Raw genomic sequence first — 23,170 nt, forward strand, 5'->3', positions numbered from 1 at the left:
GGAGATAATCTCATTCATTTTTATTGTGAAGGAAAGGGTAAGTTTTCCTATTTAGTCTGTATTTTATTATTATTGGAATTTGGTTAGGCTAGGTCCTATTTTATTTATTGGAGTTTCATTTTATATACAGCATTTCATTTTCCAATTAAGATCGATGGATTAGGTTAATTTTTCTATTGCTAAAAAGAATAAGGACTGAAAGCAATTCAGCGGAAACAGATTTCAAATTTTCTGTACAATTTTTTTATTTTGACATTCGTGTATGTATACTGCTGCGTCAACTTTGTAAGTGTTGTTGACGATACTATATCGTATAATTCTTTTCTAGCTAATTTGATGGTTTCCATAAAACATACCTCGTAAAAATTACAATTAAAGATACAATATGTTGAGTAAAAAAACAGTACAGGTTTCGTTTCCGGAATGTCAATAAATTTTTTTCCACTACCATCTGATGTAAATATTTAAATGCAATTGAGATAAGCTATCATTCCTTCTGGAGCTGTTTAAAAAGAACTTTTCCGGGATATTTCTCAGCATAAGCAAGGATTAAATCTACAGTGTACTGGTTGCTTTTGTAAGGAGTCACATGATCTTTTATCTCAGAGGGATCCGTAAAACCAATATCCGATGCGATATATCCCATGCCATAAAAGTGACCGTTTTCAACCCAAATGCAACTGCGTTCTTCAGCAGATCTTCCTTTGTCTATAATGGCAAAGCTGGGTCTGTTTTTTACTAAAAAATCAATAGCGTTTTCGACTTGTTCGTTGTGTTGTACCACTTCAGGTAAATCGCTCCGGTCCGGTTTTGGGATAAATTCACCGTGGTCGTCCATGCCGTAATTGCAGAATCGATTATCAATACCAAATTGTTCGGATAAGCTGCGCAATACATTGATGCCTTTGTATAAACTATTGAAAGATTCAATGCACGTCTGAAATTTGCCCAGCTTTCCAATAGCCAGATACCGATATCCGCTGCGGGCTTCATACTCATACAGTCCATATTTAGGGTCAAAACGTTTGAGTGCTCTGTTGTAGGTGGGCCAGAGCTTTTTGATTTCGGTACACTCCAGTAGCAGCGCCATTAATTCGGTGGCACAAACTTCAAAGGAAATACCATGTATGTCTCTCAGAAAGTTTTGCCTTTGAGGCGTGATATTATGACCACTGAAATGGGAAGCGACCCGTTTTTTTAAGTTGATCGCCTTTCCTACGTAAATCACTTTTCTTGTCTGATCGTAAAAATAATACACCCCTGTTTTATCCGGTAATTGCTCAAAATCAGCAGGCGGCAGGTTGGGAGGCAAGCGCTGGTCTTGAGAAGTTTTTTTTATCATTTTTTCGATTACACCTTCAACGTCCCATTCCAGCAAACGGGAAAATAGTATGGCAGTGGCATCTGCATCACCACCAGCGCGGTGCTGGTTTGTCAAAGGAATATCTAAGGATTGGCAAAGCCTTCCCAAGCTATATGAAGCCAGTCCCGATTTAATCTTTCTTGCGGCTCGAACGGTACACAATTTTGGCGCAGTCCATTTGAAACCGCTTGCTTCGAGTTGGTGCCGAACAAACGAATAATCAAAGTTCACATTATGGGCAACGAAAATGCGTCCGGTAAGCATTTCTAAAACCTTTTCTGAAATGGCATCAAAAATAGGTGCATCCCGTACCATTTCATTGTTAATGCCGGTAAGCGAAAAAATGGCAAGCGGTATTTCCTTTTCTGGGTTGACGAGCGTTTCCCAGCGGTCGATTATACTAGTTCCGTTATGGATAATTATGGCAATTTCTGTAATGCGGCTGCCACTGGCATTCCCGCCTGTGGTTTCTATATCTACTATTGCGTATTCCTGTTTTTTCATCTAATATTTAACGTGAATGATATTGATAATCTTGTGTAAAAGTTCAAAGTGCTCTGGTCTCCAACCGTCAAATGGTCAAACTGACTCTTTTTTTGCACCTACTACCATTTTATGCCTCGGCAGGTTAATTTCATGTTCCTGAGGATACGGTGCCCGTTGGGTCATGCTGACATCTTCCCGAATCTGTTCGTGCACTTTATATTGCCTATCAGAAGTGTTTGAATATCTTGGATCGGGGAGGAACGGCATTTTAGCCATTTTGGAAATGGTAATAGTAGGAAAGTGGTAATCCACTTCCACAGTTCCTAATAGCAAATAACAGCCACCGCCTTGGAACGGATATTTCTCCAAACTTTTAGTAAAATGCGCCGTGTCGAAATATTCCCCTTCGATGTCGACCCAAGTTCCAAAATACATGGCACCCATTTTGGTGGGTACGTGCTTTCTGGAGATAAGATAGGCGAGCATCTTCACCGTTTTTTTATGGTGCTTTAATAAATCTTTTGCCATTACGTCCCCCCGATATTTGGTCTGCAACAAATCGAATGGAGTACAGGAAACCGGAAAACTCAGCAGCTCGATTTCATCAAAGGCATCTTCAAAAGGGGAGCGTTCAAGTATAGGCAGTTCATATTCTTTGATAGGTTCCTGCAGCAACATTAAATTTCTGTTTTCGGGTTTGAAGTTTACCAAAATGAGTCTGGCGATCACCAGCAATTGGTTTTTTGTTTTACCGGTAAAACGGAATGCTCCGATAAAAATCAGAATCTGGATCCCTTCAATACCTATTGGAATGCGGTTGATAAAATCTTCCAAAGAGATGAATTCGCCCCGTTCCTGGCGTTGTTTAACTATAAAATGCGCTAGTCTACTTTCCAACCCTTCCAGATGCATGAAACCCAAATAGACATCGGTACCATAAACCGTAGTTTCAAAGTCGCTCTTGTTGACACAGGGATTCTGAATGGTAGCCCCCGACATTTTAGCTTCATGAACATAGACTTCGGTACGGTAAAATCCACCTTGGTTGTTGATGACCGCTACCATAAATTCAATAGGGTAGTAGACCTTAAGATAAAGACTTTGGTAACTCTCGACAGCATAAGAAGCGGAATGTGCCTTACAGAAGGAATAGCCAGCAAAAGATTCAATTTGTCGGTATATTTCTTCGCTTAACTTTACTGGATGTCCTTTTTGGGCACAGCAGGCAAAGTAATTGTCTTTTACTTTTTGCAATGCTGATTTGGAGCGTCCTTTCCCGCTCATGGCTCGACGCAGAATATCTCCATCGGCTGCAGGAAGCCCTGCATAATGTAAAGCAATCTTGATGACGTCTTCCTGATAGACCATCACCCCATAGGTTTCTCCTAGTTGTTCCTTAAAAACGTCATGAAAGTATTCGAAACGATCCGGATGGTTGTGTCGGAAAATGTATTCTTTCATCATACCCGATTGAGCGACACCCGGTCGAATAATAGATGAGGCGGCTACGAGAGTCTTATAATTATCACATTTGAGACGGCGCAACAAGCCACGCATGGCGGGGCTTTCGATATAAAAGCATCCAATGGTTTTTCCGTGGCTTAGAAAATGATTCGCCTTCGCCTCATTTTTTGATATAGCAGTATCTCGGATATCGACTTTAATCCCTTGATTTTTCTCAATAAGTTTCACACTGTCATCGATGTGACCAATCCCGCGCTGGCTCAGAATATCAAACTTTTCAAAACCAATATCTTCTGCAATGTGCATGTCGAACAACACTATTGGAAACCCTTTCGGAGGCATTTCCAAAGGCGTGTAATTGGTAATGGGTTCTTCGGAAATCAAGATACCACAGGAATGCATACTTCTTTGATTGGGGTATTTTTCGAGTAGCATGCCGTATTCCTGCACTAACTTTACGATTTGATTTTTATCATGTAACGCCATTGGGTTTTTAGCCAGCGCATCCAATTCTTCCTTGGGCAAACCAAAAACCTTACCCACTTCCCGGAATATGGAGCGGTACTTAAATTCCACATTGGTTCCACAGAAAGCAACATGATCCGCGCCATAAGTGTCAAAAATGTATCGGAGAATGGTATCACGTTCTTTCCAGGACCAGTCAATGTCAAAATCGGGCGGACTCTTGCGGTTCACATTCAGGAACCTTTCAAAATACAAATCGAGTTCAATAGGGCAGATGTCCGTGATACCCAGACAATAACTCACGATACTGTTGGCACCGCTACCTCGACCGATATGCAAAAAGCCCTGACTCATGCTGTATTGAATGATGTCCCAAGTGATGAGGAAATAGCCGCTGAATTCCAATTGGTCAATCACCTTTAATTCTTTTTCTACTCTTGCTAGCGCTTGCGGATTGGCGGCACCGTATTTTTTTAATACTCCTTCGTAAGCTAATTTCGTCAAAAGCTGCATATCGCTTTCCTTACTTCCAGAATAGTATTTTTTGTTTTTGGGCGTTTTGAAGTCGAATTCAAAATGACACTGATCCATCAGTTTCTGCGTGTTTTCGATGATCTGCGGATACTCCTCAAATTTCGAAAGCAGTTCCTCCAAAGAAATCATTACTTCAGATGTCTTGCAATAATCGTCCACAGTCAATTTGGACAAAATCACATTGGTATCAATAGCTCGAAGAATTTTGTGCAGATTGAATTCTCTTTTAGTCCGGAAGGTGACTGATTGTAAAATCACCATTTTGCTAAGCCAAGAATTCCATTCGGGAAGAAATAATTTGGGAAGCTGATCTGTAGCAATGCCTATAAATTCATGTTCTTTTAATACGACTGGCTTATTTTCGAAAGGATAAATAATACAGACATTATTAAATGAAGGTGCTGTCAACGGTAAAGCAGTACCTTCAAAATTATGGTGGGTCAGAAAGCGGTTCATTTCGGCGAGCCCATCTGCATTTTTAGCCAAACCGATGTAGCGCAATTGATGGTTGTAGCGAAATTCTATTCCGACCAGTGGTTTAATCGCAACTTCGTGACAGGCTTTTGTAAAATCATAAATACCGGTAACCGTGTTGATGTCCGTTAATGCCATTGTCTTAACGCCACAAACAACAGCCTGCTGGATAAGATCCAACAGCGGTATGGTGCCGTAGCGCAGGGAATGAAAAGAATGGCAGTTAAGGTACATGGATTATGATTTACGTTTTAAAATTTCCGATTTGTTGTTGGGTTTAAAGGTGGCCCCGGCACATCGCATCACCGCATCAAATCCATAGCGTGTTTTCATTTTGTCCATGGCTTGATACAAAGACAACATTTCTTCGGTATCCTCAAACAAGTTAATTTGATAAGTGCCACGAACCAACCCACTGAAACGAATTCCGATTAGTCGCAATCGCATGCGACGTTGGTATACTTTATCGAATAAATCGGTAACTGTTTTGGTCAGCGTGTGATCGGCTGAGGTGTAGGCTACTTTGCATTGTTTGGTTTCGGTGTCAAAATTGGAGTATCTAATTTTGATCACCACAGTGGAAGTCAGCCATTCTTCAGAACGCAACTGAAAAGCCAATTTTTCCACCATTCCGATCAGTATTGATTTTAATTTTGGAATATCAATGGTATCCTGAGTAAAAGTATGTTCTGTTGAAATGGACTTGCGTTCCGTGTAGGGTTCTACCGGATTGTTATCGATGCCATTGGCTTTCTTCCAAATGTCGATGCCATTCCTGCCTATCATTCGCTGTAATACTTCGGCAGGCATTTCTGAAAGCGTCTGAATGGTACGGATTCCAATTCGGGATAACAACTGAAAAGTCACTTCGCCCACCATAGGAATTTTTTGAATCGAAAGTGGATTTAGGAAAGACCGTACTTTACTTTCGGGTATTTCAAAATTTCCTTTTGGTTTGGCTTCGCCAGTACCAATTTTGGAAACCGTTTTGTTTACCGATAACGCAAAACTTATCGGCAATCCTGTTTCTTTGGTAACGGATTGTGCCAGTTCGTTGGTCCATTTGTAGCCGCCGTAAAATTTATCCATACCGGTAATATCGAGGTAAAATTCATCGATGCTGGCTTTTTCTACAATTGGTGCTTTTTCTTGGATGACTTCGGTTACATCATGCGATAATTTGGAATATAATTCCATATCGCCCTTCATTACTTTAGCTTGCGGGCAGAGGCGGAGTGCCATTTTTATAGGCATGGCGGAACGTACTCCGAAAGTCCGAGCCTCATAAGAACAAGAAGCTACGACACCACGATCCCCGCCACCAATAATCAAAGGGATTCCCTCCAGTTTTGAATTCCCCAGTCTTTCACAGGACACAAAAAAAGTATCTAAATCCATATGTACAATCGCTCTTTCCATCTTCTTTTCTTTTTTATACGTTACAAAATTAGTACAGATACTAACAAATTTTAGTATATTTGTTGTTACAAATTATAACAAAATACCTATGTCTTTATTTTCCGACAACATCAGGAACCTTAGGGTACAACATAAAATTTCGCAAGAAAAGCTGGCGGAATCCTTAGGGATAACCAGGGGCAGGTATGTCAAATATGAAGATGGAACCTCGGAAGCCCCGTATGAAATATTGAAGAAGATAGCGCATTACTATCACATCAGTATAGACCTGTTGCTATCTGTGGATGTTCGAAAAATTCTGGTGGATGATTTGTTGCAATTGGAAAATAACAGATTAGTATTGCCGATTACGGTAGATAATAAGGGAGAAAATTTTATAGAAGTTGTCACACAGAAAGTAAAAGCCGGGTATTTGAATGGGTATGCCGATCCGGAATATATTGAAAGTCTGCAGCAAATTTCATTACCATTTTTGGGATCTGGGAAGCATAGGGGTTTTCCGGTGGAAGGTGATTCGATGCCACCACATGAAAATGGATCCATCATTGTTGGACGGTATATTGAAAAGTTAGGAGATGTCAAGGATGGCAAGACCTACATACTGATCACCAAGAATGAAGGTATGGTGTACAAGCGATTGAATAAAAACAAAATGAATGCACTCGTTGTAGCGTCAGACAACAATTTTTATCCTCCTTATGAAGTCAAGGTTTCCGCTATACTTGAAATTTGGGAATATGTCTGTAACATTGGATTGACAGACGAAAAACAGCAAGTACCGGAAACTGTAAGTGTGACTAATATGTTTTTAGAGTTAAAAAGAGATATTAATGATTTGAAAATTAACCGTTATATGTAGGCTATCTTTATAAAGGAATACCGAAGTCAGGAGGCTTCAGAGAGAGAGCAATTTAAAGCTGAAGAATAGTCAGTGAAGTAAAATTACAGTGTTGGAGTTTTATGCTTGCTTCGTAGTTTCATTTTACAAAATTAGAGAAGGTTGAAATTGGTTGTTAGGAAATGTGAAGAAATAGTTATTAACGTGGGATTTATGAGAAGTTAGTTTTTACAACATGTAATGGACACGGAATTCAATTCAGAGCGAATGTCTTATTAAATTTATAATTTCAATGCATTATATTTTTTATCCTCAAATCTTTGTTCCTTAATCACGAACTACACGAAAGAATTCGTGCAGCAGCGGGGTACATTTAGATTTTAAGCTGCGAGTTCATTCGGTCGAGATTTTAAAAGTCTACAACCAAAAATCCATGAATTCTTATCTATTTCCTCTTTTACTAGATGAAAAATTGACCACAAAAAAAAATAAAAACCGAAGTAATAAATTACTTGGGCAAATAAATCCATGAAATAATTCAATTTAAAATGTCAAGTTTTTTGAGCAAATAACTTGACATTTACATAAAATCAATATTTTTTCCTTTAAAACTAGTACTCAAATAACATCAAGTTTATTATTAGATAATCGCCTTAATAACATAGATTTACGCTATATCAATTAACTTATAACTAGTACCTCTTCCTGCACCTTCTTGTGCTAAAATACCTTTAGATATTAAATCTTGTAAATCCCTTAGCGCAGTATCAGTAGAAACGCCAGTTATCTTTGCGTATTTAGAAACGGTTAGTTTTCCAAAAAAAGTATCAAGTAACATTTGAGTAACTTTCTGTTGGCGATTATTAAAATCAATATTGTGATTAATTTCCCAAAATTGAGCACGTTTTAAAGTCATGGCAATAGTCTGGTCTGTTTGCTTCATAGAACGCAACAAACAGTTCAAAAACCAGTCCAACCAATCTGTTATATCGAGATCACCTTTTTGTGTTTTTTCTAAAATGCTATAATATGTTTTACGCTCAATTTGAATTTGTGCTGACATGGAGTAAAATCGCTTTTTACTTTGATCCGCTCGTGCTAATTGCATATCCGTAATAGCTCTAGTAATACGACCGTTTCCATCGTCAAAAGGATGTATGGTAACAAACCATAAATGAGCAAATGCCGCTTTCAAAACAGGATCAAGTGAATGTTCATCATTAAACCAATTAAAAAAGACATCTATTTCATGGGGTACTTTAGCTGCTACCGGTGCTTCAAAATGCACTATTTCTCTCCCCATTGCACCAGATGTTACTTGCATCACACCATCACGCCAGTCTGCAGTTTTAATTTTATACATTCCGCTTCTACCTGTTGGAAAAAGCGCTGCATGCCACCCAAATAAACGCTCCTCGTCTAGCGGTTCTTCATAGCGTTGTGTGGCATCTAACAACATTTCGACAACACCATCTACATTGCGATCAGCTGGTACAGCAGCAGCAATCTCAATGCCTAATCGTTTTGCTATCGAAGATCGTACTTGATCATGATTGAGTTGTTCGCCTTCAATTTCGCTTGATTTAATTACATCAAGAGTCAATGTTTGAAGCACCGTTTCTTCTTGTAGACGAAAGCCAAGTCCTTGCATAAAACCCAGTATTATTCCTTGCTGATGCCTTACTTTACCAAGTAATGGCGTAATGATAGCTGCATCCCAAATGAAATTTGGCCACTCTTTCTTTTGATAAATATACATAGTACCGCATTTTTGCGGTAAATATAGCGTTTAATTACCGTATGAAAGTAATTTTGCGGTGTAAATAATTTTAATACGTAGCAAAAATGCGGTGAATAAGTTGATTATTCACCGCACAACATTAAGCGTCAACGCTAGTTTTGAGATTCAATTAAATTTTTTAATTCACATTTGCTAAATCTTTAAAATATAAAAAAATCTACAAATTAAGCCGAAACCCGCAATACTGCCAAATGGCTGTCAGCGGGAGGCATTATTGCTTACTTTCTAGTTTCTTTTTTGCAATAAATACAACGTTTCAATTTTCTGAATTAACTTTTTGACTAATTTTATCAAATTTATAATTTATTTAAAGATACTAAAATATGATTCAGTTCGATATTTATAGAGATTCTACTAAAGAAATCTACGCAGACGATATCCCCGAATTTTCTTCCTCTCAATTTTGGGGAAATTTAAGTAATAAAGTCTTATTTATTTTCAATAGGTTAGATTATCTCAATGATACCTTAATTTCAATATGCGAAAATGTTGAAATTTATAATATTAATTTCAAAAAAAGAAATGGTTTAACAAGTAGCAAAGTTAAGATTAGTCCTTACATTGAAATTATACACGTTATGTCTGATTTACGAATGATTGTTGATGAACTTATAGTTTTGCTATACATTGTTGAAAAAAGAGAGGTTTTAGGAGATTATCCAAATATATTAGAGATAGAATCTACTGGCGATTTATTAAGAAAATGGAATGAGAATAAATTTGATGACGTAAAATTCTTTATTGATTATAAAGATTTTTTAAAAAATTTGAGTGATATTAATAATGCTTATAAACATTCATTTATAAACGACCACATAATATTTTATAGACAGCTTGAAAAACCAACAGTGTATGCAATAAGAAACCCAAAAAAAGAATTTAATATTCTTAAAAACAAGTTAATCGCAATACCATTGGAAGATATTGTAATTGATTTCAATAAAATGTTCAAAGAGTATAGAATTTTGCTAAAAAAAATTACTATTGAGCAAATAATTAATGATTTTGAAAAGAAAAATTTAATTTAAAAAAACAATTAATAGGATAGTATGCTGTACCCATTTTTCAGACAGAAATCTCAACGATTTAAGATAGGTTTTTAGTTTTATATTCTATTATCTTGGTTAAAATCGGAGATAACTTTTGGCTGTTTTAAGAAGCCAAAAAAAGTTATTCTGATTTTATGCCACTTCTTTTTTGTAATAATTATTATAAGGCGTTCCATAATCTAGTGACTGATGAATTCGCCGTGTATTATAAAATTCAAAATAATCTTTGAGTCCTCTATAAAGGCTGATTCCATCAGTATATGCTTGTAAATATACATTCTCGTATTTGACTGTCCTCCATAATCTTTCTATAAAAATGTTGTCAATAGCTCTTCCTTTACCGTCCATAGAAATTTTTATTTCATTGTTTAATAGTACATTGGTGTGAACCTCACTGGTGTATTGACTTCCTTGATCTGTATTGAAAATTTCAGGCACACCATACTTTTGTATAGTTTCTTGCAAAATATCGGCACACCAATCGGCACTCATTGTATTGCTTACACTCCAGTTCAAAACAAATCTTGTATGCAAATCAATAATCGCAGTCAAATACATAAATCCTTTTGCCATAGGAATATAGGTGATATCTGTTGCCCAAACCTGATTTTTATGGGTAATCTTCAAACCTTTGAGTAAATAAGGATATTTCTTATGTTCTTTATTACTCACTGTTGTTTTAGGTTCTCTATAAATGGTTTGCCAATTGATGATTTGCATCAATCGTTTTACCCGTTTGCGATTCACTTTAAAACCTAAATCCTTGAGCCAAAACGTCAGTTTCCTGCAGCCATAAAATGGAGTATTAAAATACTGTTGGTCTAATAATTGCATTATTTTTAAGTTCTCTAAACTTTCCTGTTTTGCTTTATAATAAAGACCGCCACGATGAATTTCTAATAAGCGACATTGTTTGACAATGCTCAATTTATTTTGGGTATCGACCATTTTCACTCGCTCACTGATCGATACTAACCCAGACTTTTTTTTAAAAAGTCATTCTCCAAAGTCAGCTGACCTATTCGAGCATAGAGTTTCTCTGTTGGAATTTCATCTTTGGCAACGAGCGTTTTTTCTGCAGAAAAAACCGCAGAAAGATTCCGTATCGCTTCGGACTTCCACATTGAAATTTGGTTGGGCAGCAACTCGTATTTTTTTGCTAATACCTCGATGGTATCTTTCTCTTTTAAGGCTTCCAAAACAACTTTGGCTTTGAAGTCTTTTCCGAAGGTTCTTCTTGTTCTTGACATATTAGTGCTAATTTAAGCTTTTTATTCCTATCTAAATTAGTCGGGATATATTGTCCGAATTTTGGGGGTCAGCATAATAGTGTCATTTTCTTATGTTGTTATTTGCAAAATTTGTCTAAAAATATTTGTGCATCTTTATGACCTAATTCTTTAGCTATTTGAAAGTCTTGACATCCCTCTTTTTTATTTGTACAGAAATATTTGAAGCCTCCTCTACTTAAAAAAAACAAACTATTTTTTGGTTCTATTTTAATTGCAGTATCAAAATCTTCAATCGCCCGGGTGAAATCCTTTAGATTACCTTCTACAATACCTCTCATATTATATGCAGATGCAAAATTTTTATCAATTTCTATTGCTTTATTCAAATCAGCTTTTGCTGCGCTATTATTTTTTAATTTCATTTTAACAATCCCTCGGATATAGTAAGCATATGCAAAATTTGGAACAAACTCGATAGACTTGTTACAGTCAACTATACACCCTTGTAAATCATTTAATTTGAGTTTTAAATTTGCTCTATTATAATATAACATAAATAGTTGAGGGTTCAATTCGATAGATTTATTTATGTCAGACATTGCAACTGAATAATTTTTAGCATTGTAATTTAATCTGAATTGATTCAAATAATAGTAAGTATCATTAATTATATTTAATTTTTTTTCTATTTCATTTTTATTATTTAAAAGATTTTTTAAAAATGAAACATCAATTGCATAACCTGCATCTAATTCTTCGTCTGATGTCAATGTAGCACCAAAAATAATACCTAAAACTTGACCTTTTGTGTTTACTAAAGCTCCGCCACTATTTCCAAATTTTAACGGAATTGAAGTTTTAATAATTCCAGACACAAGTGTGCTACTTGAATATTCAATCTTACCTTCCAAAAAAACTTTAGTGGAAATTACAGGGTTTTCAAAAGCGAAAACTTTATCTCCGTTTTTTGGGAGTTCATCTGCTAAAATTAAAGGTAAGCCTTTTAATGATGGTACTGACAATATTGTTAAGTCATTTCGATTATCGTAGTCAAAATAGCCCTCAATTTTATGCTTTATATCTGTTCCATTTATAATAACATACCCATTTTTATTACCTTCAATAACGTGTAAGTTAGTTACTATTTTTCCGTTATCAATGATAAAACCACTTCCTGATTTTGTGTTATCATCTAAAAATATGGTAACCGTAGAACTTAAATATTGCTTTATATCATTTAATATATTTTGACTATATCCATTTTGATTTGCAATTAATACTAATAGTATGACTAATTTTTTTACCATTTAAATTTTTTATTATTGATTTCTATTTTAACTTGAGATTAGGAATTATTAGTTGTAAAAAAAACTGTATCAATGTTCTCCTCCATTTCGGATACGCTTTCCGCTAACTTTCTGGAACTACTTCGGGTTTGGATTATATTAAGCTGTTTTCGGATTTGCCTAATCATCCCAAATAGAAAACCATTTTTCCATTAAGCCCAATTCCCAAATCCGTTGTAGTGCTTATTACCAGCTGATGAGTTAGTATTCATCTTCACTTTCCCTATCATCTTTTTTAAAGTCTTCATAATTTTCTATCGCATCTTGTTCAATTTCATCCTTTGTCTGCATCTCATATTTAAAATTGAAAATTATGGAAGCAATCTTTCGTTTTGACATCTTTCTATTTTTCGAAATAGTATCAATAAAATTTTCTGTAGACTTACTATCAATATCAAACGACAAATCATTTTTTGCGTAATAATCTCTCAATATTAAATAAACTGAATCTTTTGGTATTCCGCGCATTATTGAGATTAATGTAATTTTTTCATTTTCAAATTCTAGCTCGGAATCAGCTTGAAAATATGAATCAGTTAACTTCTCTGACTTTGACAAGACTTTTTCCTCTTTTTTATTCGAACAGGAATTCAAGCAGAAAATTATAAAAATTAATAGGATAATATTTTTCATAGTTTGCACTTTCTAGTAGCATCAGGTTCAATATCTGGTAACGTTAGGTCGCATGGCGATGTTACGGATTGGTGAAGCCTAAAATTTCGGTTATACATTAACTTTTCAAGTACAAAACCATATTTAAATTAAGCCAAATCCCCAAATTGCTCGCAGCTGTTAGGCGCTGGCTATTTTTTTCCCCGATTGCTTGTACTATTTCTAATTTCTTTTTTTGTAGGTAGATCAATTAATAAGCTTCCTTTAGAATCTGTACTTAAAACGTGCTTATAATGTTTGTAAACAAAAAGTGCAGAATCTAATTTAGAGTATATTTTTACGTAGGTTCTTGAATCTTTATTTTCTTCTATAGTATAAAATATGCCATAATCTCTTTTCATAAGTTGATAGAGTTTTTTATAAATATTTAAAGAATCTTGTTTGATATTTATGCTAGCAATTATTTTATTATCCTCCTTTTTAACATTGTATTTTACATCAATACTTTTCTTTGTTAATGAAACAAAAGACTGGCAAATTTGTAAGGAATCATTCAATTGTGAATTTTTTGAAGTCAATTCTTCAACCTCTTTTATTTGAGAATAAATCAATTTTAAAAGTTCATCTGAAGATACTTTTTTATTGTTAACTCTAATTCCACAATCATCTATATAATGTTCAATTATACTGTCATTTTTAGTTTTCTGCTTTGATAATTCAACGTCTTTTACAACAGCTTTTTTAATTAGCTTTTCTCTTTTAACAATCTGTTTTTCTAAATTTTGGTTATCAATATAAAACATCAATAATAATGATATTGATAGAATCAATCCAATAGATAAAATAAAGACAATTATCTTATAGTTTTTATTTATTTCCATCGAATTTTTTTTCTAAATTTTTAACTACTTCTTCAATTTCATTGACTCTTGTGTTTTCTAATTCTTGCTTTTGAGTTCTACAATCATCGATTTGACCTCTCAACTTTTCATTAAAATCTTGTCTAATTTCATATTTTTCCATTCGGAATTCTAATGTCATTTGAATTCTTGCAAACGCATAACCTATAGAAGCAACACTAAGAAATCCCATAAAAACTGAAAACCACTTTTTAACTGGGTCTTCATACCATTTTTTAAGTATTTCTTCTTTAGCCTTTTTTGCAGTCATATTGGTTAATTCAATGTTTAGAAATTATTTATCTTTAATAAACTATAAGTTTATTCGTATTTTCGGTTTGCGTGCGCCTAACTACTATAATATGTTTGACAAAATCAGACTTAGCTACTTGCATTAGAATGATTTATCTTGTAAAGATTGTTTTTTTTTACTTTTGCGAATCTATAATTAAATTATTACAAATTAAAATATTTTTATATTTATAATCTTACATAGATTATGCCATCATCCCCTTCACAAATACCTCCACAAACTCCTTCATTTTCACAATAATTCGGTCACCAATAGTTCTCGCTTGCAGGATGCTGGGTCTGTTGTCTAAGCATTGAAAAACCTCATCTTTTATGGGTTCTCTGCCACTGTAAATGTATGCATCTACTAAGGATTTGAATTGTGCTTTGTCCAGGTGTTCTTCCTCGCAAAGTTTGCCTAATGCCAAGACTTTTTGATCTTGCCAGTATTTTTCAAATTCATCTTCAATAGAATCACCGTCTTTGATGTTGGGCATGTTCTCATCAATGAATTTTTGGATTAAATCCCTTTTGCTTCGTAGCTGAATGTCTCCTCCCAACAAATCAATGATAGCTTTCTTTTGCGCTGCTGCTGCCGTTGGTGTTTTTTCCCCTTTTAGTTGCGCTAACAATTTCAGAATGTACGACACGTTGATTTGGTCGGTATGGATTAATTCTAATTCAAAATCAATGTCATCCAGAATCGATGTCTTTTGCTTTTCAGTATCCTGCTTCACCTTTTGGTAGATGTCAAGATACTTGGCTTTGTAGTCTTCGTATTCTTGCTCATCAATTCCTAAATCCTCCCAATCAAAATCAGTGTAGGATTGCAATACATTCATGGCTCGCATCAACTTTCTGAACGCTTGCACAAATTGCGCATCTTCTTCTTCGTTTTTTAAATCATTGACGCTTTGATACGTAGGTGTAATTTCTCGTAAAAGTTTCAAGGCTTCATCAAACTTCTCCGCAATAGCCTCATAATCGGGCATGGTAACTACTTCAATAGCCTCTTTGTTCGAAAACAAAGTAATAGCCTCATCAGTAGCTTTTTTTAGGTTTCTAAAGGCTAAGATATTTCCTTGTGACTTCTGTTCTCCTAATATCCTGTTGGTTCTGGAATACGCCTGAATCAAACCGTGTTGCTTCAAGTTTTTATCTACATAAAGTGTATTTACTTTTTTAGCATCAAAACCGGTAAGCATCATATTCACCACAATCACAATATCCAAACGGTCTTTCTCGTGATTGAAGTTTTCTTTTTCTCGATCTTTCAATCGTTGGCTTATATTTTTAAAGTAATTCTCAAATTGTTGGCTGTCCTTGGTCGAAAAACTGGTATTGTACATTTTGTTGTAATCTCCAATGTATTTTTCCAGCTTGTCTCTGGTGTGTTTGGATTGATAACTGGCTTTTGGCTCTGCTGCCATATCAAAATCATCAACGTTCGGCAAGAAATCTTGTGCTTCTTGGGAATCTTCATTGGTGCCAAACGTAAAAATAGTAGCAATGCGCAAGTCGTGTGCTCCAGCTTCTTTCTTTTGTTGAAAAAGGTCGTAATACTGAATCACATTATCAATACTACTGACTGCTAACAGTGCCGAATAGTCTTTATTGAACGTCTTTTGATCGTGATACGCAATGATGTAATCTACAATTTTATTAATTCTCTTTTTGGAATCTAGAACTTCTTGTTTGTCAATGTCCTCTACTTCTATGTCAATAAAAGCATTGCTCTTATTCTTGTATTTCCCCACATATTCAATCCCAAAACGCAAAACATTTTGATCCCGAATCGCATCTGTAATGACGTATTTGTGCAAACAGTTACCAAACAAATCTTTGGTGGTGCGCTTTCCTAAATCATTCTTGGAAGCGTTTTCGGCAAAGATGGGTGTTCCTGTAAAGCCTATTAGCTGACTTTTCTCAAAGAATTTGGTAATACGGTCGTGCGTTTCTCCAAATTGTGAACGATGGCACTCATCAAATATAAAAACGATTTTCTTATGTCGTAAAGCCTCTATTTTGCCCGAAAACCGTTCCGAAATGGCATTGTTTAATTTTTGTATGGTGGTCAAAACCAACTTAGTATTGTCGGTCAATTGTCTTACTAACGATTGGGTGTTATTAGTAACATCAACACTCTCTTTCTTGAACGCGTTGAACTCATTCATGGTTTGGTAATCCAAATCTTTTCTGTCAACCACAAAAACGACTTTGTAGACTTCGGGCAGTTCCATCAAAATTTGGCTGGCCTTAAAGGAAGTTAAGGTTTTACCCGATCCTGTGGTGTGCCAAATGTAGGCGTTGTCATTCGAGTTTTTGACTTGGTGAATAATCGCTTCAGTAGCAAAAAATTGATACGGACGCAAAACCATCATGACCTTATGGGTTTCATTGATCACGATGTAATGGGCTATCATTTTACCCAATTGGTTTGGGTTAAGGAAAGCAGCAGCAAACTCGGACAACTCCGTGATGTTTTTATTATTTGCATCAGCCCAAAAGAAGGTTTGTTTAACCGATTGTAATTTATTGTTGGCCAAATATTTGGTATTGACGCCATTGCTTATCACAAACAATTGCACGTATTGAAACAACCCGTGGTTGCTCCAAAAGGAATGCATTTGGTAGCGATTGATTTGGTTAAAAGCTTCTTTGATTTCGATGCCGGAACGCTTCAATTCTATTTGTACCAATGGTAAACCATTAACCAAAAGTGTGACATCAAAACGATTTTTATAGCTTCCTTCTAATGATATTTGATTGGTAACTTGATATAAATTCTTGCTGTTATCCTCTGCATTAAAAAACCGAACGTAAAACGAAGTGCCGTCTTCCTTGGTTAATTGAAAGCGATCCCGAAGTGTTTTGGCTTTTTCAAATACATTGCCTTTGGCCAAATGATTCAAAACGGCATCAAACTCTTTGGCTGCAAAGGTGGTTTCATTAAAAACTTCCAACTGACTTTTAAGGTTAGAAACTAAAGCGTCTCCATCCTGAATTTTGACAGATGAATAGCCTAAACCCCGCAATTGCTTGATTAAGTTGTTTTCTAATGTGGCTTCGGATTGGTGGCTCATATTATTTTTGTTCTGCGTTTTTTATTTCCAAATAGGTTCATTTTCCCAATCTAATGCACTTCCTTTTCCGTCTGATGGAATTCCGATGTATTGAATAGGCACCGTTGGGTATTTTTTAAATAGGTTTTGAAGCTTATCCTTTAAACTATTTCCCGGATTTGCTCTCGTTATCAAGTATTTCAAAACACAAATGAAGTAAAACATTCTTTTATTGTTTTCGAATGGTTTGCTTACCCAATTACCAACAGGTTTTAACAATTTTTCTGGTTCAATAGCCAAATCTCTGTTCCATAATCTCGAATGGTGTGCACAAATATTTCTCACATACGTGAGCGTATGAAGCCACGATACGAATACCGTTGGATGAACATCAAAGAAGTTGGCAATCCTTTTTTTGTCACTATTGTTTTTTAATCCTCTGTACAAGTGAGATAATTCACCCATTGTCAGTAATTCTAAACACATCCACGATGGCGGATTTGAGGGTTTGTTGTAATGATCCATATAATGTTTGATAAACACTTCCGGGGTTCTAGCGGTTTTGGCTTTAGAGATAATAGATTGAAAATCAGAATACGGGTCGACAAGATTACCTATTTTGTTGTAATAGGGTGTAATAAACAGATTTTGATTGTCCTGCCAATGGGAATCGTTATAATGCATTGCCATACCATACACCATTTGAGTACGAATGGCCACTTCAATGCGTTCAATACAATCAAAAACCAGTAATCTTAATTCGCGGTCAAACGAATACGTTTCGATGATTTGTTTGAAGTTGGTATTGGGATTGAATTTGTCCTTTGTTTTTTGATAAGGCAAAAAATAGGCACTCAACCGATAATAACTTATTTCCTGTAGATAGTCAATTGCCTTTGGTTCACTGTCAACAACTAAATCCCTTTGTTTCAAAAGTGATACTTGATCCTGAAAGGATAACGGTGTTTTGTCGTAGTTTTTTTTACTCATGGCATAAAAAGAAAAAACCTCTCAAGTGTGCATCTAGGAGAGGCATGAGAGGTGTATTATTGTTCGTTGAGCAACTGTCAGTATAAAAAAATCGGGACACAAATGTGGCGATTTGTGGCGCAAATATGCGACATTTTTTTAAATCTACGATCTTTTTTAACGCTATTTTCATAATCAATTCATGATGTTATATTTTTGTAAAGGTGTCGCATTCGACACCTTTAACTTTTTACTGTCTTTTTTTACACAATCATCTGGACCTTGATTTACTTGATTCTTCTTATTGTCTGAACCTTGATTCACTTGATTCACTTGATTTTTTTGGATGATATAAATTTAAAAATCCTTTTTTTTCCTCTTAATCAAGAAAATCATGGTTTTAGACTGTTATTATGTACTCTTTTAAATTGAAGACTTTTTGCTCCAAAATTAATTAGCAAACCAATCTCGACATTATAGGCCTCCAGGTAATTCATAGCTTGCGCCAAATGAACATCTTCCATTTGTATTAATGCTTTTAGCTCGACCATAATGCAATTCTCAACAAAAAAATCGACTCTGCGACCGCCAATACGTTCTTTTTTATAATAAATATCCATCTCATATTCTCTCTGATAATTTAAACCCATCGTATGCATTTCTATTTCGAGGGCTCTTTGATAAATGACTTCTTGAAAACCATTTCCCAAAGTTTTGTGCACTTCCATAGCAGCGCCAATAATCTTTTGAGTAATTTCTTGATATTTCATTTGTATTGACTTTAATGACTATTCTTATTGTCTGGACCTTGATTTTCCTGATGCTTCTTATTGTCTGGACCTTGATACTTTTTACTGTCTGAACCTTGATTTTCTTGATTCACTTGATTCTTCTTATTGTCAGAACCTTGATTTTCGTGATTTTCGTGATTCTTCTTATTGTCTGAACCTTGATTTACTTGATTTTCCTGATTCCTCTTATTGTCTGAACCTTGATTTTCGTGATTCTCTTGATTCTTCTTATTGTCTGAACCTTGATTTTCGTGATTCTCTTGATTCCTCTTATTGTCTGAACCTTGATTTTCGTGATTCTCTTGATTCTTCTTATTGTCTGAACCTTGATTTACTTGATTTTCCTGATTCCTCTTATTGTCTGAACCTTGATTTTCGTGATTCTCGTGATTTTCTTGATTCTTTTTACTGTCTGAACCTTGATTTTCGTGATTCACTTGATTTTCTTGATTTTTTTTGAATTCTACAATAAAAAAATCCTTTTCATCCTCTAATCCTTTTTAATCATGGTTCAGACATTCTACACAAACATTTGCTGCAACAATCCTTTTTTAAATTCTTGCGTTTTTACTAATTCCCCATTCACCTGTTCTATTTTACCATCGATCCCCGATAAAAAATTAGCGATTTTTTGTTGTTCTTCAAGGCAGGGTGTAGAAATAACAAATGGTTCAATATGTTTATTGTTAATTTGCGGAATGGAGGAGGTATCTGCTATTTTATACAATTCTGCCATAACTATTTTAGAATATAAAAATTCAACATCTAATACTTTTCTGAAAGGAATAAGTGCCATCATATTGCTATCCATTAATATCGGGCAATCATTAATCCTAACTTTATTATTTAATATTGCTGCACCTCTTTTGGGAAAAATAACCGAAAATGATTCTATTAAATTTTTATGATTGTTAGAGTAAAATCTACTTTTATTTTGATATTTACTACAGTTGTTTAATTCTTCAACTTTTATAAATGGATTAACCCCATCATCAATAAAGTTGTAATCTGAAGGACTATTACCGCTTTTGATTTTCACCAAATCCCCCAATTTTTTCTTCTCCCACTCTGGATATTCCTTTTCATTCTCATCCTTAAAGCGCAATTTTTCTGAGAACAATTGTTGCATGACGCCTTTTTTGTATTGTTCTACTAATTCCTTTTTGCGGGACAATTGCTGTATTTTTTCATCCACTGCACTTAAAAAAGAAGCTATTTTTTGTTGTTCTGGGAGAGTGGGAAAAGCAACATTGAAACCTTTTAAATCTTTTCCGTAAATAGCCGCTACACTTGTTGTTCCCGTAGCAAACCGTCGTAATTGATTTATTGAGTTTTTTGTATTGAAATAATAATTCATAAAAACATTTGATGTTTCTATTTCATTATTAAATTTCATTCTCATTAGGTTTGAATTATAAAGTGCGAAAGGCAATTCTTCTCTCCAAATCGAAACTTTTCCAACCAATTCTAAAGTATTTCTTGTATTGAATAATAAGTCTCCTTTTATTAATACATCTTCTTTATTGTATTCAATATCCTCAGGTAAAAACTGGACTTTATTAATATTTATTTCACCTCTTCCTAAATTTCCCATTTTAATAACAGGGATTCCATTGTTAGATTCGGAATTTTCATAATTACCTCCTAAACGTCCTTCTTTTAATAAAGCAGAAAACTTTTTTACCATCCATTTATCATCAAACTCCTGAAAACGCAATTGTGGAATCAATGTTTTTTTCTTTTCGCTGTGTAAAGTTGCTGTATTCATTAAAATGGGGTTTCAATTCCTAATTCAGTACAAAAACCTTCAATTGTTGTATCTGTTGTTTTACTAAGAACAGCCAATTCTCGCAATTCATTGGTAATAGCAGTTAAATCAACAGCATCTTCTTCTTCAAACGTATCTATATAACGAGGAATATTTAAATTATAATCGTTGGTTTCTAATTCGCTTATAAGAGCAACGTGGCTGTATTTAACCTCAGGCAAACGGTTTTCGTAAGTAGTAATGATTTTGTCAATGTCTTCGGTACGCAATACGTTTTGGGTTTTTACTTTTTCAAAATGTTGGCTGGCATCTATAAACAAGATGTTATCTGGATTGTCGCGTTTTTTCTTTAGGACCAAAATACAAGTCGGAATACTCGTTCCGTAAAAAATATTGGCGGGTAAACCTATTACGGCATCGAGGTAGTTTTTCTCCTTGATCAAATACTGGCGTATGTGTCCTTCGGCACCCCCACGAAACAAAACACCGTGTGGCAAAACAATGGCCATAGTTCCGTTATCATCCAGCTGGTGCACCATGTGTTGCACAAAAGCAAAATCAGCCTTACTGCTTGGTGCGAGTTTCCCGTAGGCCGAGAAACGATCATCGGTCATGTGTAGCGGACTCGCAGACCAGTTGGCTGAGAATGGCGGATTGGCCACGATGGCTTCAAAACGCATATCGTAATGTTGTGGGCGTTCCAGAGTATCTTCGTTCTTAATATCAAATCGTTTGTAGTGTACATCGTGCATGATCATGTTCATGCGGCACAAGTTGTAGGTGGTAGGATTCATTTCCTGTCCGTAAAAAGCACTAACGTCTTTTACTTCTTTGGCTACACGCAACAGCAAGGAACCCGAACCACAAGTTGGGTCGTAGACGCTCTTGAGTTTGTCTTTACCTACGGTTACTAATTGCGCCAAGATGCTACTGACTTGTTGTGGCGTGTAGAATTCGCCTGCTTTCTTGCCTGCGCCACTAGCAAACTGTCCTATTAAATATTCATAAGCATCGCCCAGTACATCACTATCGGTATTTTCTAAATCAAAGTCAATTTCGTCGAGGTGAATCAAGACTTTTACGATCAATTCGTTTTTATCGGCTTCGGACTTTCCTAGTTTGTGAGAAGTTAAATCTAAGTCGGAAAACAAGTTGCCAAAATCTTCCTCGCTTTCAGAACCCATGGTACTTTGCTCAATGTGCGTGAGTACTTTGGCAAGGTCGCCCAGGATGAAATTGTTTTTTCCGCCTGCGTTACCTCTGCGTGCTAGTTCTGAGAATAAATCGGCAGGCTCCAGGAAAAAGCCTAATTTGTCAATAGCCAATTGTTTTATTTCTTGCATCAAGAGGGCTTCGTCAGGATGTCCTACCACTTCTTGAAAAGTCAAACCGTCGGGTTGTAGTATGGTGTTGGCATACAAATCCATTTTAGTACTCAGGTACTTGTAGAAGATGAAACCTAATATGTAGTCTCTAAAATCATCAGCATCCATTTTGCCACGTAGGGTATTTGCGATGTTCCAGAGTTGTTGTTCTAATTTTTGTTTTTGTTCGGCTGCCATTAAGCAAGTATTGTTTTTAATGAAACTATTTATTGGTGCTAAAGTATTGAATAATTCATTAAGGCAAAAGAGGAAACCCCTAAAGTGATTTTCAAATTACAATAATTCCATACCGTTTGTTTTATTTTGATTGTATTTGTGTAAATAAACGAAGTATTATAGAATTTTACCATACCCACTTTTAGTGATATTTAAGTTGCCTGTTCCCCATTATTTTACTATTCAACAGGAGCAACTTAACTATTTATTGACTCTTGCAGCTTCTTTTTATTGGAGCTGCTGCATGTGCCTTTTGTTGTCGTTTATTTTTTCATTTGGTAGTGAGGTTTAGATTAATAATATCCCGTCAAATCTATACTATAAAATTTCGGTTATCTTACGGTTTTCCACATTTTGAGAAAATAATTATTTAATTCCGCACCGTTTAAATTGTCTAGAAACAATTGAAAATCGTATAATTGAATCAATCCTTTCTTGTTATCCGGTACTTGTGCCAATTGCACAAAATTGATGTTTTGGTAGAGGGATTTTTCTCCCAATATGTCTTGCATGATGATGAAAATTGCTTGTGTAACATCTTTGTATCACAATACAAATTGTAGTTTTTTAAAAATACTACTATGTCGAATTTTTGCGATACTTCATGATACTCCAGCGGTAAAAAAGTGAGTTCGCTGGCTTTTAGTGTCATCTCATGGAAGATGTGAATAGGTGTATAGTAGGTTTTTCAATCCAATATAAACTA

General features: G+C 35.2%; 19 protein-coding genes. 2 read left to right on the forward strand and 17 right to left on the reverse strand.

Annotation, left to right across the window (positions count from 1 at the left end; genetic code table 11):
* Positions 1-487 precede the first annotated feature (487 nt).
* From G7A72_RS16305 to dinB, 3 genes are all read right to left on the reverse strand, one after another.
* Positions 488-1,867 (reverse strand): exonuclease domain-containing protein, encoded by a 1,380-nt coding sequence (locus tag G7A72_RS16305; protein WP_165153498.1) that lies wholly within the window; start codon positions 1,865-1,867, stop codon positions 488-490.
* A gap of 75 nt (positions 1,868-1,942) precedes the next feature.
* On the reverse strand, positions 1,943-5,020 hold the full coding sequence (locus tag G7A72_RS16310; protein ID WP_165153500.1) for a DNA polymerase III subunit alpha: 3,078 nt from the start codon (positions 5,018-5,020) through the stop codon (positions 1,943-1,945).
* A gap of 3 nt (positions 5,021-5,023) precedes the next feature.
* The gene (gene dinB / locus G7A72_RS16315; protein ID WP_165153502.1) at positions 5,024-6,205 is read right to left on the reverse strand and encodes a DNA polymerase IV; all 1,182 of its coding nucleotides are present in this window, start codon (positions 6,203-6,205) and stop codon (positions 5,024-5,026) included.
* A gap of 88 nt (positions 6,206-6,293) precedes the next feature.
* Between dinB and G7A72_RS16320 the strand changes: the two genes are divergently transcribed.
* Positions 6,294-7,064 carry a LexA family transcriptional regulator gene (locus tag G7A72_RS16320; RefSeq protein WP_165153504.1) on the forward strand — a complete coding sequence of 257 codons (771 nt, stop codon included), beginning with the start codon at positions 6,294-6,296 and terminating at the stop codon, positions 7,062-7,064.
* 646 nt (positions 7,065-7,710) lie between these two features.
* Here the strand turns inward: G7A72_RS16320 and G7A72_RS16325 are convergent.
* Positions 7,711-8,802 carry a Fic family protein gene (locus tag G7A72_RS16325; protein ID WP_165153506.1) on the reverse strand — a complete coding sequence of 364 codons (1,092 nt, stop codon included), beginning with the start codon at positions 8,800-8,802 and terminating at the stop codon, positions 7,711-7,713.
* Positions 8,803-9,167: 365 nt separating this feature from the next.
* Between G7A72_RS16325 and G7A72_RS16330 the strand changes: the two genes are divergently transcribed.
* A complete protein-coding gene (locus G7A72_RS16330; RefSeq protein ID WP_165153508.1) occupies positions 9,168-9,872 on the forward strand; it encodes a hypothetical protein in 705 nt (234 codons plus the stop codon).
* A gap of 153 nt (positions 9,873-10,025) precedes the next feature.
* Here the strand turns inward: G7A72_RS16330 and G7A72_RS16335 are convergent, their stop codons facing one another.
* From G7A72_RS16335 to G7A72_RS16395, 13 genes are all read right to left on the reverse strand, one after another.
* Positions 10,026-10,841, reverse strand: a complete 816-nt coding sequence (locus G7A72_RS16335; protein ID WP_241258541.1) for an IS3 family transposase — start codon at positions 10,839-10,841, stop codon at positions 10,026-10,028.
* Positions 10,842-10,864: 23 nt separating this feature from the next.
* Positions 10,865-11,143: a transposase gene (locus G7A72_RS16340; protein ID WP_165151468.1), complete on the reverse strand. Its 279-nt coding sequence runs from the start codon at positions 11,141-11,143 to the stop codon at positions 10,865-10,867.
* 98 nt (positions 11,144-11,241) lie between these two features.
* The gene (locus G7A72_RS16345) at positions 11,242-12,432 is read right to left on the reverse strand and encodes a trypsin-like peptidase domain-containing protein (RefSeq protein WP_165153510.1); all 1,191 of its coding nucleotides are present in this window, start codon (positions 12,430-12,432) and stop codon (positions 11,242-11,244) included.
* Between the two features lie 240 nt (positions 12,433-12,672).
* Positions 12,673-13,104: a hypothetical protein gene (locus tag G7A72_RS16350; RefSeq protein ID WP_165153512.1), complete on the reverse strand. Its 432-nt coding sequence runs from the start codon at positions 13,102-13,104 to the stop codon at positions 12,673-12,675.
* Between the two features lie 170 nt (positions 13,105-13,274).
* Positions 13,275-13,964, reverse strand: coding sequence for a hypothetical protein (locus G7A72_RS16355; RefSeq protein WP_165153514.1), 690 nt, complete (start codon positions 13,962-13,964; stop codon positions 13,275-13,277).
* Positions 13,951-14,253 carry a hypothetical protein gene (locus G7A72_RS16360; RefSeq protein ID WP_165153516.1) on the reverse strand — a complete coding sequence of 101 codons (303 nt, stop codon included), beginning with the start codon at positions 14,251-14,253 and terminating at the stop codon, positions 13,951-13,953. Before G7A72_RS16360 ends, G7A72_RS16355 begins: the two co-directional genes overlap by 14 nt.
* Before the next feature lie 226 nt (positions 14,254-14,479).
* On the reverse strand, positions 14,480-17,356 hold the full coding sequence (locus G7A72_RS16365; RefSeq protein ID WP_165153518.1) for a type I restriction endonuclease subunit R: 2,877 nt from the start codon (positions 17,354-17,356) through the stop codon (positions 14,480-14,482).
* A gap of 21 nt (positions 17,357-17,377) precedes the next feature.
* Positions 17,378-18,325: an Abi family protein gene (locus G7A72_RS16370; RefSeq protein ID WP_165153520.1), complete on the reverse strand. Its 948-nt coding sequence runs from the start codon at positions 18,323-18,325 to the stop codon at positions 17,378-17,380.
* A gap of 371 nt (positions 18,326-18,696) precedes the next feature.
* Positions 18,697-19,074, reverse strand: coding sequence for a GxxExxY protein (locus G7A72_RS16375; RefSeq protein WP_165153522.1), 378 nt, complete (start codon positions 19,072-19,074; stop codon positions 18,697-18,699).
* A gap of 11 nt (positions 19,075-19,085) precedes the next feature.
* Positions 19,086-19,532, reverse strand: a complete 447-nt coding sequence (locus G7A72_RS16380; RefSeq protein ID WP_165153524.1) for a hypothetical protein — start codon at positions 19,530-19,532, stop codon at positions 19,086-19,088.
* A gap of 83 nt (positions 19,533-19,615) precedes the next feature.
* The gene (locus tag G7A72_RS16385) at positions 19,616-20,782 is read right to left on the reverse strand and encodes a restriction endonuclease subunit S (protein ID WP_165153526.1); all 1,167 of its coding nucleotides are present in this window, start codon (positions 20,780-20,782) and stop codon (positions 19,616-19,618) included.
* 80 nt (positions 20,783-20,862) lie between these two features.
* The gene (locus G7A72_RS16390) at positions 20,863-22,425 is read right to left on the reverse strand and encodes a type I restriction-modification system subunit M (RefSeq protein ID WP_165153528.1); all 1,563 of its coding nucleotides are present in this window, start codon (positions 22,423-22,425) and stop codon (positions 20,863-20,865) included.
* Between the two features lie 371 nt (positions 22,426-22,796).
* Positions 22,797-22,976, reverse strand: coding sequence for a hypothetical protein (locus G7A72_RS16395; protein ID WP_165153530.1), 180 nt, complete (start codon positions 22,974-22,976; stop codon positions 22,797-22,799).
* Positions 22,977-23,170: the final 194 nt, after the last annotated feature.

Origin of the sequence: Flavobacterium sp. Sr18, from assembly GCF_011064265.1 — a bacterium.
Lineage (GTDB): Bacteria > Bacteroidota > Bacteroidia > Flavobacteriales > Flavobacteriaceae > Flavobacterium > Flavobacterium petrolei.